We start from the raw sequence: 14,039 nt of genomic DNA, 5'->3' as shown, positions 1-14,039 counted from the left end.
TGCTTGGCTCCTGGAAATGTGGGGTGATCGTCGAGACCACGGCACATCTCGCATCAGATGAGACAGGTGCTGGATAGGGGGATCTGCCTGATTTGAGTGGCGAGGTGAGGTTAGAATGGGATGTCGTCACCGTCGTCGAAGTTGCTGCGTAGGTCAGCGGCGCTGGGTTCTTCTTCGTTCCCGAAGGGGTTATCGAAGTTTGGTGCGTTGTTTGGCTGGGCTTGTTGGGAATTGCCGGCAGCTTGGAGTTTCCAGCAGCTGAGGTTGACGTAGTGATTGCCGTTGTATTCATTGCCACGGATATCAAAGTTCACTTGAACCTCTTGTCCGACTTGGAAGTTATCGAGGATGCTGCACTTGTCTTTAACAACTTCAAACTTGATGTCTTGTGGGTACTTTACGTCGCTGGTGGTGACGACGAATTCACGTTTAGTGAAGCCGCTGTTGAAGGTTTGGGTGTCGTTGATGAGCTTGATCTTTCCGCTGAGTTCGAACATGCGCCATTCATGGTGGATCGATGCGGGCTTGTCAAACTAAGCTACAAGATTTTGAGCCAGGCATCGATTTCCTGGTCCGGGTGGAATTTGGGTTGGAGGGATTCGATTTGTGCATGGAGGGTGTCGCTGAAGGAGGAATCGTGAATGGCGCGGTCTATGAGTTTGGCAAGTGAGGCGGCATTATCGGGTTCGAAGTAGCCTTCATAGTCGTCGCCTAGGAGACCGACATTGCCCTCGATTCGGCTGGCGAGTACGGGGGTTCCGAGGGCGATGGACTCGGCCACGGCATTGGAGCCGCCTTCGCTGTGTGAGGTATTTAGGGTGAAGTCGACTTGGCGCATCCAGCTGAGGGCTTGCGGGTATGGGACATTGTAGAGCCACTTGAAACGGGGGTCGTGGTATTGCCATTCGAGGGCGGCTTTGACCATATCGGGGTCGAGAGCGGATCCGAGGGTGTAGGCGTGGAGCTCGACTGAGCGAATGATGTCGAGTGCTCGATTGAGCAGGAAGGGGTTCTTTACAGGGCGAAGGTGGCCGACGAGGGCGAAGCTGGGTTTAGGTGGTGCCGGGACAGTCGACTCTTCGGGGAGGAAAACGCTGGGGTGGACGCAGAAAGTTTTTGAGCGAAAGGGGCCGGGTACGGAGTTGAGTGAGCTTTCTTGTGAGATTACAAGTGCGTCTGCTAGGTTGAGTGCATCGTAGAACTCCTGACGTCTGTTAGGCTGATCTTGATAGAGGTCAGTGCCAGTGAGGTAGATGATAAGTTTACTTTTCGGGTATTGGGCCTTGAAGTACTTACTGCTATCGAGGGTTTTGGTAGCATGGAGGGCGATCATGGCATCGGCAGACGGTGGCATATCTGAGTTGATAGCTTCTGCTGTGTGTCCGCCCATGTAGAGCAAATCAGTAATGCGCTTAGCAGTGACGGTGTTACCCTTAGGGCTGCTGAGGGGGTAGGCGCTGGAGACGATGATGTGCACTGAGAGTTGGTGGTTGCTTTTCTAGCACGAGATATTAAATCAAGTTGCTAGAAAATCGATTTTTTTTACACTGAATCTTTTAGAGTTATGGCTGATTTACTACCTAATTTGCTGACGTTGTTTATGTTGATACTGTTGCAGGCGGTGTTGGGATTTGACAATTTATTGTATATTTCGATCGAGTCGAAGCGGGTGCCTCTGGAGAAGCAGAAGATGGTACGTTCGTGGGGGATTGGTTTAGCGATTGTGTTACGGATTGTGTTGTTATTCTTATTGATGTTTTTGATGGAGAAGTTGACGCAGCCATGGTTCAGCATTGATACGTATGCGGTGCATGGTGTGTTTGACTTTAATTCCATCGTCACATTGTTGGGGGGAGCGTTTATTATCTACACGGCGATCAAGGAGGTGTTACATATGGTGACACTAGAGGTGGGTCATGATGAAGCGGAGCAGAAGACTTCGGTGGGCAAGGCGATTACCATGATAGTGGTGATGAATGCGGTATTTTCCTTTGACTCGATCTTGGGGGCGATGGCGATTACGAAGGTGGCTTGGATCATGATCGTAGCGATTATTTCGAGTGGTTTGCTGATGATTTGGATGGCTGATCGGGTCTCTGAGTTTTTGCAGAAGAATAGGATGTACGAGGTGCTGGGGTTGTTTGTTCTCTTTATTGTTGGGATTTTGTTGGTGTCTGAGGGGGGACATAAGGCTCAGTTGAGTTTCTTTGGTCACCATGTGGAGGTGATGTCGAAGGCGACATTCTATTTTGTGATTGGTGTTTTGGTGGCGGTGGATGTGATTCAGGGGCGCTACCAGAAGAAGTTGTTGGCGAAGCAGGAGCGTTTGCAGCAAAGCAAAAAATCTGTTGCTGAGAGTTAAGCTCTGACCCATCATACACCAATGCTGGAATCACAATTAGGCCAACTGCGAGGGAAACTTACGGCGAGTGTGTTGGGGGCGGAGCGTCCGGCAAAGTTGGTGTTAGTTGCATTGTTAGCACGGGGGCATGTTTTGATTGAGGGGGCGCCTGGGGTTGGGAAAACGTCACTTGCTCAGGCATTGGCGGGGAGTATCGGAGGAGGGTTTAAGCGGCTTCAGTTTACGCCAGATTTACTGCCCTCAGATATTCTTGGCTACCATCTTTACCGCCAGCATTCTGGTGAGTTTGATTTTGTGGAGGGGCCAGTCTTTACGAATCTGTTATTAGCTGATGAAATCAACCGCACATCTCCGAGGGTGCAGTCAGCTTTGTTAGAGGCGATGAATGAGGGGCAAGTTACCATTGATGGAGTGACGCGTGAATTAGCTTCACCATTCATGGTGGTGGCTACTCAGAATGCCTTAGGAGTGGCGGGGACATTTCCGCTACCGGAGCCACAGCTCGACCGATTTTTGTTATCGATACCGATGGATTTACCGAGTCGGGAAATTCAGCAAGCGATTTTGCAGAAGCAAGTGGGTGGGCAGTTTGGTATGGATGGAGGGATGGAGGAAGTGATTGGGGTAGAGGAAATACTGAGTTTGCAGAAGCGGACTGTGGAGGTGGGAGTGAGTCCGGCGATTGCTGAGTATATTGTGGAGCTCTGCGAGGCGACGCGGCGTGAGGCAGGTGGGCAGCACACGGTATCTGTGCGCGCGAGTATTGCATTATTGAGGGCTTCTCAGGCGTTGGCCTTGATAGAGGGAGAGTCGCATGTTCTACCAGATCACGTGAAAGATATCTTTAAGGATGTGATGCGGCACAGGGTTCAGCCCGAGGATGCGACGGATATTGAAATCGTGTTAGATCAGGTGCTTAACCAGACACCGGTGCAGTAATAGGGGGGATGGTAGTCACGGGCAATTTCACGATGAGGGGGGCAGTGCTCTTGCTGTTCGCTCTTTTCGCTGGGGTTGCGGGCTTTGTCTTTCGTCAGCCTGCACTGTTGCATTTGAGTGTTCTGCTGGTGGTAGTCACTGTGTTGGCTGCGGCATTGGCCGTATGGAATTTGCGAGGAGTTGAAGTGGATATACTGCAGCCACCAAGAGTCAGCGCAGGAAAGCGTTTTCCGATTCAGATGGTATTGCGCAACAGGCGTCAGTTTTTTGACAGTGTGGGGTTGAGGTTGTATGTCTATTTTGATTCAGATGAGGAGATGGTGATTGATGCTCCATGGGTAGCGACGCAAGCAGAAGTAGTGTTAGATGAGGGTATTGCGATTTCTCAACGGGCGTGTTTGATGAGTGTGCGGTATCGTTTGTGTTCGGATTTTCCATTTGGTTTATTTCACAGGGAAGTGGATGTGGATTATCCATTGGCTCCGCCCTTGATTGTTTACCCGCGAAAAATCATCCCCAGAGAGCTTCTGGTGCAGGGGGTGTTATCGTCGGCACAGAGTGAGCACGGGATGAGTCCAGATGGGGAGTTAGGGGAGATGAAAGGCTTGAGGCCGTGGCAGTCTGGGGATTCGGCGAAGCACATTCACTGGCCAGCATCGGCGCGATCGGTGGTACGGGGGCATGATTTGAGGGTACGCGAGTATGACCCTCCTGGGATGTATGTGGACCGGTGTGCTGTTCTATTCCATTCGTATGGGAGGGGAGGAGCGATGTTGAGGGAGGATCGGTTTGAGAGGGCCATAGCGTTTTTAGCTGGCAGTTTAGAGTACCTTTATAGCTTGGGGATACGCACGAGTTTGTATGCGGATTTTTTGGCTTGGAGTGCGTACGACTGTGGGCAGCGGACTGACCTGATAGAGATCAATGCGATGTTATCTCAGGCTCAGCGCAGTCTCGATACGGAGGAGCATGAGCTGCATAAGGTGGTGCAGTCATTGGATGCTAAGCAGGCTGTGATTGTTATTTCGGATCTTGAGTTAGAATCTTGGGAGGAAGCGTTTGATTCTATGGCTGGGGCGATTCTAGTTGATATTAAGCAAGTGCAATTTAAGCGTAGGGGGGTACGTTCAGCAAAGGAGGTTAGGGATGCGTCATAGTCTATTTATTCTGACCTTCGTGTTGATGTATGTGGTGCTCAGGGGGCTTGTGGGGGAGGTTTCGCTATGGTGGCGTGCTGTGATTGCGGTTTTGGTATTACTGATTGGTTTATGGGGGACTCACCGGCGTTTTGAGAAGTGTGATTATAGTTTTAAGAGTGTTCGAAAGATTCGGTTATTAGACGGTCTTGTGCTGTTGGTAGTGATTGGGGTTGTGGAAGGATTGGCGACGTCGACATTGGTGCTTTCAGACCATTACGTGTCGGGATCTCATGGGGGAGAGGGTGGTGATGGCGAGGGTGAGGTGCGTGATGAATGGCTATGGGACGAGGATTTTGAGCGTGAGATTCCGAAGCAAAGTGACCATAAGCCGAAGAGTCACCCAGAGGTGTTAGTGAAAGCTGTAGATGAGGGGACGGCTAGTTGGATTCAGAATGCGCGAGTGTATTTGAGTGGATTCTCTTTCGACACATTTGAGAATGACAGTTGGAAGTCATCGAGTCGGTTTGAGAAGGTGTGGCAAGCGGAGGGGCCGATTCAGTTATCTGAGCAAAGGAGTACGCAGGGGTTTACCCAATACCGTCATGAGGTTTCTTTAAATAAGAATGGAAATGGGCAGGACGTGGCTTTTGCGATTCAGGGGGTGCAGAGAATGGATGTGGAGCAGCTGCGTCAGGTGGCGGATGGGGTTTTCTTGTTACCAGAAAGTGATCAGGTGCGGTATCGATATACCGCGAGTAGTGTGCCTCTGAACTACCAAGCGCTTGCGATGCGAGTTGGAGAGATTGAGGTTGGGAGCCCTGGAGAGAAGTACCTTCAGCTGCCAGAGAAAGTGAGGGAGTTACAAGGACCTCTGTTAGTTGGTTTAGTAGGTGAGGTTGGGCTGTATCAGAAGCTAGAGGGTGTGAAGCAGCTCTTGCAGAGTCGTTGTAAGTACTCATTGAAGGTCGACAATACAGAGGGATTGGGTTCGATGGAGAATTTCTTGTTTGGCGACCGGGTTGGGTACTGTGAGCACTTTGCTTCAGCATCGGCGTTGATGGCGCGCCAGTTAGGAATTCCAAGTCGGGTGGTTTATGGTTATGCGGGGGGGACTCTTTATTCTTACGCTGATACGGTGGTATTTCGTTCGCGTGACGCTCATGCATGGGCGGAGGTGTATCTTGATGGATATGGATGGACGATGTTTGACACGACCCCCAGTGCTGAGATTGAGACTGAAGTGGCTGCAGCATCAGAGAGTCTGCCAAGCTTGGATACCCCCTATCAAGAGGGTATGAAAGGTGAACGAAGGGGCGCTCCATGGGGGATTATTGCGCTGGTGATTTGTGGTCTGGGAGGGCTTGTTGTGGTGGTGAATGTCTGGAAATCTTCGACAGAGAAATCGATTCTCAGTGGTGGCAAGCGAGAAGTGGAGATGGCTCATTACTTACAAGCATTTTATCAAGCGTGCCGAGTCAAAGGGGTGCATAGAGTGGAAAGTTCTACGATGCGTGAGATTGTCGAGCAGCTGGAGCGCATGGAGAAAGCACCCGATTGGTTAGATGAATTGGTAGAGTATTATCATGGTGTCGAGTACCGCGAGCAAAGTCCGGACCGGCAAGAGGAAAGGCGACTTCAGAAGTTAGTACAAGGATGGGAATAGGTAATAGCATTTCTTGACTCGGAATAGACGAATGAAATGTGGTTAAGCCTGGTGAAGTTTGCGCTACGCGATATAGAGTAAATTGGATTACCTTAGATAAGGTCATCATTGTCATTTAGTTGTCCCGCGCTTGAGGGACGCCTTCACTCCGCCTTGATATTCTGCAAGTTCATTTCGAACATTCGTCCATTTCGTTTCATTCAATGGTACAAGAGGGGGTATGATTCTTACAGATAGCTAATCTGGAACTAGTGTGTTTCTATAAATGTTAGGTGAAAGATTGTAGGGGGGATTTAGGGATGTTAGAGAGTGTGAAAAGTTTATGATTTTCTGTCATTTTTGGGTTGCGTTCTGTGGGGGGGAGAGCTAGCTTGCGCGCGTCAAGCCGGTGGTTGTATTTTTGCCATCGCATGTGTGTTAGTTATGAAAACAATCAATTTGCTATGCATAGCATTATTGTGCCTTAGTGGCACGCTGTACTCGAATACTTTTGAGCAATCCTTGGCTTCACAGAACGTGAGAACATCGAAGCTTCTGACGTATTTAGGGAGCATCAAGGAGCCCAGTGACATTGAGACGCTAGAGGCTAAAATCAATGGAATACTGGGGGCGAGAGGGAAGATATCCATACTGCCTACCGATGGTGAAAAGGAAGTGACATCCTATCATTATGACGCGAGTAAGTTTCTCTATCAATTGAGGATTTACTTTGTCACTGGTATTGTGGGTGAGGGGGAAGAAGCTCAGATAAAAGTGATGAGCTGCGAGGTCTACTCTTTAGAGAAGAAGGACCAGTATATCGAATACACTTTTTCCAAAGAACCTGTTTTGGGTGGGGAAAGTGGGGGCTCAGAGAAGCCACTCATGTGAGAGTGTAATCTCTCATAGCCGTTCTAGATTTGGCTTGTCCCTATCGTTTGTGTCAACAAGGTGTGTATCTTATTCAGAGAATAAGGTCTTTCATAGGGGCAAGCCTATTCTGGGCGATGAGGACAAATTGCTTCACAGAGCGAACAGGAAGAAAATGAGATGAAAAATCACCGACCTATGTAAGTAAATTGCGTGCTTCGAGGCTGATTTGACAGTTCGCTGTGTTGGCAATTGAGTCATCCCGCGCGTGCGGGATTCCCCAATTACCGCCTTGCTAGTCACCCAATCATCTCACATCGCCCAACAAATCAAATTCTCCATGCCATACTAGGATGTTGCTTTTTGATTTTCCAATCAGAGTGTGTAGGGGAACTTTTTGTGAGGAGTGGTCGCAACCATCGAACCACTCTCAGAAGTTCGATTTTTTCGTGGGAGTGGGATTGACTCTGTGACTTTTGGAATATCTATGTTTATATCTAACTAAGGTTAGATATAGTATGTATTTTGCACATATTCATGTGAGGGTAGATCGCTTAAGGCGAACCTCTTGATGCATTTTCAATGAGTGTGTCTCATTATGTAGTGTGGAGTGTAGGTTCGTGAAGGACTACAATTATGAGGGGGAATCTTTTGTTAGGTAGATTTTTTTAGATCATCAAGAATGCTAACAGTTTAGGGGTATTTGTGTATTGTAGGCGTCAAATATTGAATGTGTGTGGGGTGGTGTGAGGAAAAAGTCTGGGCTGTGTAAGTTATCGTGATACAATGCGTTAATCGATATCGCTAGATTCGTTCTCGGAAGGTCGACCGTAAGTGATGCTATGCCTACAAGGCTAGCAGGTACTGCTGGTGGAGTGGGAGTGGCTAGAGATATTGTGTCAAACAACCCTCACAAAATTGCAAGCAATGAAACAGACTCCCCAGTTGTGGCCGCCTGAGGTATTTATGGCTGTATCGTTGGCACTAGAAATCGGAGAACTGCTATGAATGTTTTGATTACAGGTGGTGCAGGTTTCATAGGGTCGAACTTGTGTGCTTTTCATTTGAAGAGAGGGGATCGGGTGGTTGCTGTTGATGACTTGAGCACGGGTCGGTCGCAGAACATCGAGGCTTTGCGTGGAGAGAGTAACTTTCGCTTTATCCAAGCGGATCTCTTAGACTGGAATGAACTCAATAATGAAGTGGCGAAGGCTGAGCGCATTTATCACTTAGCTGCAGTGGTGGGCATGTTTAGAGTTCTTAAGGAGCCTGTTGAGGTGACGAGTGTGAATGTCTGTGCTACTGAGCGGGTGCTGGAAGCAGCAGTGAAGGGCGGGCATGATCCGAAAGTAGTCATCGCATCGAGTTCATCGGTTTATGGGCATTCCAACGAACAACTTAAGTTACATGAAGATGTTGACTTGGTCTTTTCTCCTGAGCGAGGCGGGCTTACTGGTTATGCGCTGAGTAAGCTTTCTAATGAAATCCAGGCAAGAGCGTATCATGAGGAGTATGGGCTGAGAGTGGTTATTCCTCGCTTATTTAACTCAGTGGGGCCCAACCAATCTGGGAACTACGGTTTTGTCATTCCGCGGTTTATTAATCAGGCAATTGCTGGTGAGCCTTTGACTGTGTTTGGCGATGGTACTCAGATTCGGTCATTCTGTGATGTTAGAGATACAATAGCTGCTTTAGACACACTGGCTGCGATCGGTGATGATTATGAAGAGATTCGCAACGCTGAAGTTGTGAATGTGGGGAATGATCGCGAGATTAGCATACTCGATACGGCTAAAATGGTGATAGCTCGTTCGGGAAGCACATCGTCGATCAAGTTTATCTCCTATGACGAAGCTTACGGTGAACATTTTGATCACATCACTCAGCGGAGGCCTGTTATTGAAAAGTTAGAGAGGCTTACAGGTTTCGTTCCGAGGTGGAGCTTGGAGCAAACAATCGACGACTTACTTCAGAAGAAATTAAATAACACTACATACTAACAAAACTTATCATGCAAAGTTATTATCCAATCGTACTGACAGCATTTGTTGGGTCATTGACATCAGTTTTTTCTCAGGTGACATCTGAGACTTATGTCGAGCGTAAGTCTCAGGAATATTTAACGAACCAAGCACGCAAAGAAGCTGTGGCTGGAACGCAGGTTGACCAAGCGGATACATCAGGTAAGATGGTTCTGGAAGAGAAGCCTTTTAGAAGGTGGACGGTGGTTCCTTCCTACAGTCATACTTTCTTCAACAAGGGGCGTGAGGATTGGCAGAGGGCGACATTGGATATGTTTTACCAGCCCCGTAAGGACTTATTGTTAGGAGGTAGTGTCGATTATCTGAGCCGCCCGCCGAATGATGATGATGTCGTTTATAGTTTGAATGCCTCGTGGTATCCGCTTAAGAAACTAGAGGTGCATGGGGAGGTGTCTTATACTCCGGATGCCAATTTCATGCCTAATAACAAGTATACAGCTGGGTTCCAATATATCATCAACTCTCAGTTTACGGCTTTGTTAGATGTGGATCAATTGTACTTTGATCTCAAGAATAGCGATGAGGATTATGATCTCACGCAGATAAAGCCAGGTGTTGTTTGGTGGTTTACGGAAGAGTCGAATGTGACCTTACGCTACGCCTATGGGTGGGTTCACAATGAGGTGGATTACGATTATTATAGTGCGGCTTTGAACTATGGGGAGCTGCCTAGGGATGGTCAGCTGACGTTGGGTTTTGCCTACGGAACGGACCCTGAATTAGATTTAGGGGCACCGGGAGCGTTGTTGTCGGATGCGTATATTGGGACCTTATTTTACAGGGAACCGATTAAGCCAAATTTGAGTGTTTTTGCTGGAGTGGAGTACGTTTATCGACTGCGTCCGAACAGTGACGAAGAACTCTACCAGAGTATCACCCCCACTATTGGATTAGTATGGAAATTTTAAGTCCAAGGTTCATTCAGATAGTGCTCTACGTGGCACTAGTTGTGTTCGCTGCGAGTTTTGTACTATTGGCAGTGATCACGATTGAGCGTTGGTTTAAACAGCGTCGACGGAAAAAGAATGCAGCATTTGAGAGGGAGGCGTTACCCGTACTTCGGGCTTTCTCAGAGGGCCGAGCGAAGGAAGAGGCTGTGATCAAGGTACTGCTAAAGAATCGGTCGGAGGCAATGAACATCTTGATATTATTTGCGCATGGTATGGAGCCGGAACTAAGGCCTAAGCTCGCGCCCATTTTTGAGAAGCTAGTGGTGCTAGGAGAAGAAGTGTTAGCGATTGAGCAGGGGCAGGTGAAGAGGCGTCTGATGGCGGCAGAGCGATTAGGTTTTCTTTCGAACGATGCATCAGCAGCTGCATTGGTAAAGGCGCTGGATGACGAAGCACCAGTAGTGCGGCTCTGCGCTGCGCGTTCGCTCTCAATTCAAGGCAGGACCGATGCTATCAAGCCTATTTTGCGGGCGTTGGATTTACCGGCTGAGCTTGACCACCGGAGGGAAGTTGAGACGCTTTCTGGCTATGGAGAGTCTGCGGTGCCTGCTCTGTTATCGGTCATTGAGAGCAGCAGGAGAAAGTACTCGAGCAATGCCATTGTGGCAGCGTCTCGAGCACTTGGTATGTTAAAGGCTGAGGAAGCTGTGCAGCCACTTATTAAGTTATTGCAGCATCCTCGCGATGGTGTGCGGCTCTGTGCTGCGCGCGCCTTAGGCGATATTGGGGACCCGGTGGCGATCTCACCGGTTGCGGCTTTGGCTGACGACCCATCTTGGCGTGTGCGCAGGCGGGCAGTGAAAGCGATGGGCAAGCTCAATGCTGACGAGCAAGTGCCGAAACTTTCTGAGGCTTTAGGTGATTCGTCATGGTGGGTTCGGTTTGCAGCGGCACAAGCGTTGTACTCATTTGGAAGTTCGGGCATTAGCGAGCTTGAGAGAGTGCAAAGAACATCGAGTGATAAGAATGCCAGAGGTATCTGCAGTGAAGTTCTTGAGGAGCATGCCGTCCTCGATACAAATTGATATGAATGATGATTATAATTCTCTACATTTTGGGCTTTGCCATTTTCGTTTACTTTATTGGGCTGTGCTTGATTAGCCTTCTTTTGGTCTTGTTAGGTGCATTGCAGATCAGGAAGTACAATCAAGAGATTACAGTGGCGGAGTTTGACCAGATTGCGCAATCGGACCTGACGACGCCGGTTTCAGTGATTGTTCCAGCATTCAACGAGGCGGCAATTATTGTATCGACTGTAGAGAATGTGTTGAAGCTGAACTACCCTACCCATGAGGTGATTGTGGTTGATGACGGATCGACCGACAATACGATTGAGGTGCTGCGGCAGCGTTTCAATATTCAGCAATTAGAGAAGCAAGGAGATACGCAATTGGAGACTAACCCAGTTAAGGCGGTGTATGAGTCTGCTGATTATCCAAACTTGGTGGTGGTGTCTAAGGAAAATGGTCAGCGAGCTGATGCGATCAATGCTGCGGTGAATGTGAGTCGCTATCCCTTGTTGTGTGTGATCGATGCTGACTGTGTGATGGACCCTGATGGTTTGTTGCACATGGTGCGTCCATTTTTGCTCGACCCGAATGTGGCTGCGTCCTCGGGAGTGGTTCGGCCGTCGAATGGTTTGGTTATGAAGAAGGGGGAGATTGTCGCGCGTGGCTTACCGCAGACGTGGATAGGGTTGAATCAGGAAGTGGAGTATGCGCGCAGTTTCCAATGGGCCAGAAATGGGTTGAACCGTTTGCACAGCATGCTGTGTATTTCCGGAGCACTTTTGTTGATTAAAAAAGATGTTCTCAAGGAGGTTGGCGGGCCGTGGCCGAATGCGATCACGGACGACATTGAGTTTACGATGCGGCTTCATGCTTATATTTTTGATCGCCGCAACGAGAAGGATTTAAAGATCGCATTTACTCCTGACGCGGTTTGTTACACAGAGGTTCCGGAGAAGATCAGTCAGTATTTGCCACAGCGCAATCGCTGGCAGAGAGGGACGCTGCAAGCTGTATTTCGAAATTGGCGGATGATCTTTAATCCTCGCTATGGAGCGACAGGGTTATTTGGAATGCCCTATTTCTTATTTTTTGAGGCACTGGCACCGATAGTTGAGGTGACTGCGATTACCCTTGCGGTGGTGTTTTTATTAATGGGCGTTACAACGGTGAAAGAGATTTTGATTTTAGTTTTTCTCGCCTATAGCGTGAATGTTTTCCTCACTCTACTAACAATTTATATTTCCGAACGTTCAACTCAGCGTTCTACCACTTGGAAGGATTACTGGAAGGCGGTGACAGCCATTTTTGCAGATGGGCTTGGTTGGCACCATCTCCGAGTGTTTGTGAGTTTTGTAGCGACATTTGAGTATTTCATTCTGCGTCGTTGTGATTTGGGGGCTCCGATGGAGCGCAAGGTTGCCAGTCCACCTGCTTAAGAATGAGTAAGAGTTCTTCCAGCGCTAAATTCGAGGTGGCCATTGTAGGGCTTGGTTATGTGGGGGTTCCATTGGCGCTGGGGTTTGCCGAGGCAGGGTGTCGCACACTCGGCTTTGATATCAATAGCGAGAGGGATCTCGAGTTGCAGCGAGGTAAGTCACCATTCAAGCACATTGCCTCAGAGCGCATTGCCAAGGCGATTGATGATGGAATGTTAGAATTTACAACGAATCGGAGCTTATTATCTCAGAGTGAGGCTATCATTGTGTGTGTGCCGACCCCGCTACGCAGTCACCAAGACCCGAATCTTTCTCATATTTTAGAAGTGGCTGAGGGGATTGGTCCCTATCTTAGAGATGGGATGTTGGTTTCTTTAGAGTCTACTACGTATCCAGGTACGACACGTGGGGAGTTTCGTGCAATGCTTGAGCGGCATTCGGGGCTGAAGGCGGGAACCGACTTCCATCTGTGTTTTTCACCGGAGCGAGAGGACCCGGGCAATGCGATGAGCAAGCTTCGAGAGGTGCCGAAGGTAGTGGGTGGATTTACTGCTGGGTGCATGGAGAAGGCGGTGTCACTCTACGAGAAAGCTGTCGACACCGTGGTGCCGGTACACAATTGTGATACAGCGGAGGCGGTCAAGCTAACCGAGAATATTTTCAGATTCACGAACATCGCTTTGGTCAATGAGTTGAAGGAGATCTACGCGCAGCTTGATGTGGATATCTGGGAGGTGATTGAGGCGGCGAAAACGAAGCCGTTTGGCTTCATGCCATTCTATCCAGGGCCCGGGGTGGGTGGGCATTGTATCCCGGTAGACCCATACTACCTCACATGGAAGGCTAGAGAGTTCGGAATAGATTGTCGGTTTATCGAGCTGGCTGGACAAGTGAATCGTTCGATGCCAGGGTATGTTGCGAATCACCTGTTAGAAGCGATGAATGATAGAGGGCAGCTCTTGCATGGGAGTTCTGTGTTAGTCGTGGGAGTTGCCTATAAGTCGGATGTGTCTGACGACCGCGAGTCGCCCTCTTATCATGTGATGGACATTCTCCAGCAGAAAGGGGCGAAAGTTGACTATTACGATCCGCATGTTTTGACCATAGGCCCTGATCGAGGTCAATGGGCGGGCTGTCATTCCATTTGTTGGGATCTCGATGTATTGCAGCATTATGCCGCTGCTGTCGTGTGTACAGCGCATGCTGCTGTGAATTATGAGGAGCTTGCAGACACGGTTCCTTTGATTGTGGATGCGTGTAATGTGGTTCCGAAAAATAGGCATGCTCGGGTAGTTTCGGCCTAGTAGAGAGGGGGGTTGGATTGCTGATTGCTGATTGCTGTCGATGAGGAAGTTAGAGTGAACTATCGCTGGGGGAATCGATGCGTTGTGCTTAGTTAGGATTGTCTATCAATCTAGATTTAGGGGTGTGCCTAGCTAAAACTATTCTGTTTTTTTATTGGTAAATATGGAAAGAGGCTGCCCTGATTTCGCATTTCTATGTGAGAGGGGGGGAGATTGGGCGGCAGGAAAACTGGGGGGATTTTGGACGGTTTTTCAGCTAGCGATAGAAATTGTCTGTCTCGAATGGCACGGACTTAAGCGGTTTTTCGGTGTTTTAAAGTAGTCAGGAAAAGTCGGATAGGCTTG

General features: G+C 48.8%; 12 protein-coding genes. 10 read left to right on the top strand and 2 right to left on the bottom strand.

Annotated features, from left to right (window positions below; translation table 11 throughout):
- Positions 1–110 precede the first annotated feature (110 nt).
- Both ACFSW8_RS15440 and ACFSW8_RS15435 read right to left on the bottom strand, forming a co-directional pair.
- Positions 111–497, bottom strand: a complete 387-nt coding sequence (locus tag ACFSW8_RS15440; RefSeq protein WP_377088460.1) for a DUF3127 domain-containing protein — start codon at positions 495–497, stop codon at positions 111–113.
- Positions 498–538: 41 nt separating this feature from the next.
- Complete coding sequence (locus ACFSW8_RS15435; protein ID WP_377088462.1) at positions 539–1,477, bottom strand: glycosyltransferase; 939 nt, start codon at positions 1,475–1,477, stop codon at positions 539–541.
- An 87-nt stretch (positions 1,478–1,564) separates the two neighbouring features.
- On the opposite strand from ACFSW8_RS15435, the gene ACFSW8_RS15430 reads away from it, so the two are divergent.
- The 10 genes from ACFSW8_RS15430 to ACFSW8_RS15385 all read left to right on the top strand — a co-directional run bounded on the left by ACFSW8_RS15430 (position 1,565) and on the right by ACFSW8_RS15385 (position 13,694).
- The gene (locus ACFSW8_RS15430) at positions 1,565–2,362 is read left to right on the top strand and encodes a TerC family protein (protein ID WP_377088464.1); all 798 of its coding nucleotides are present in this window, start codon (positions 1,565–1,567) and stop codon (positions 2,360–2,362) included.
- Positions 2,363–2,383: 21 nt separating this feature from the next.
- Entirely contained in the window at positions 2,384–3,301 is a 918-nt protein-coding gene (locus ACFSW8_RS15425) for an AAA family ATPase (RefSeq protein ID WP_377088465.1), read from the top strand.
- Positions 3,302–3,414: 113 nt separating this feature from the next.
- On the top strand, positions 3,415–4,458 hold the full coding sequence (locus ACFSW8_RS15420) for a DUF58 domain-containing protein (protein ID WP_377178709.1): 1,044 nt from the start codon (positions 3,415–3,417) through the stop codon (positions 4,456–4,458).
- Complete coding sequence (locus ACFSW8_RS15415) at positions 4,448–6,103, top strand: DUF4129 domain-containing transglutaminase family protein (RefSeq protein ID WP_377178707.1); 1,656 nt, start codon at positions 4,448–4,450, stop codon at positions 6,101–6,103. Before ACFSW8_RS15420 ends, ACFSW8_RS15415 begins: the two co-directional genes overlap by 11 nt.
- A 516-nt stretch (positions 6,104–6,619) precedes the next feature.
- The gene (locus ACFSW8_RS15410) at positions 6,620–6,973 is read left to right on the top strand and encodes a hypothetical protein (RefSeq protein WP_377178705.1); all 354 of its coding nucleotides are present in this window, start codon (positions 6,620–6,622) and stop codon (positions 6,971–6,973) included.
- A 983-nt stretch (positions 6,974–7,956) separates the two neighbouring features.
- Entirely contained in the window at positions 7,957–8,952 is a 996-nt protein-coding gene (locus ACFSW8_RS15405; RefSeq protein WP_377088477.1) for an NAD-dependent epimerase/dehydratase family protein, read from the top strand.
- An 11-nt stretch (positions 8,953–8,963) separates the two neighbouring features.
- Complete coding sequence (locus tag ACFSW8_RS15400) at positions 8,964–9,902, top strand: YaiO family outer membrane beta-barrel protein (protein WP_377088479.1); 939 nt, start codon at positions 8,964–8,966, stop codon at positions 9,900–9,902.
- A complete protein-coding gene (locus ACFSW8_RS15395; RefSeq protein WP_377088480.1) occupies positions 9,890–10,969 on the top strand; it encodes a HEAT repeat domain-containing protein in 1,080 nt (359 codons plus the stop codon). Before ACFSW8_RS15400 ends, ACFSW8_RS15395 begins: the two co-directional genes overlap by 13 nt.
- A gap of 68 nt (positions 10,970–11,037) precedes the next feature.
- Positions 11,038–12,390 carry a glycosyltransferase family 2 protein gene (locus tag ACFSW8_RS15390; protein ID WP_377178703.1) on the top strand — a complete coding sequence of 451 codons (1,353 nt, stop codon included), beginning with the start codon at positions 11,038–11,040 and terminating at the stop codon, positions 12,388–12,390.
- Positions 12,391–12,392: 2 nt separating this feature from the next.
- On the top strand, positions 12,393–13,694 hold the full coding sequence (locus ACFSW8_RS15385) for a nucleotide sugar dehydrogenase (protein WP_377088483.1): 1,302 nt from the start codon (positions 12,393–12,395) through the stop codon (positions 13,692–13,694).
- The last annotated feature ends 345 nt before the right edge of the window (positions 13,695–14,039 follow it).

Origin of the sequence: Rubritalea tangerina (assembly GCF_042683245.1) — a bacterium.
GTDB classification, from domain to species: domain Bacteria; phylum Verrucomicrobiota; class Verrucomicrobiia; order Verrucomicrobiales; family Akkermansiaceae; genus Rubritalea; species Rubritalea tangerina.
Note: the sequence above shows the minus strand (reverse complement) of the source record. Positions and strands in the feature narration are given on the sequence as shown.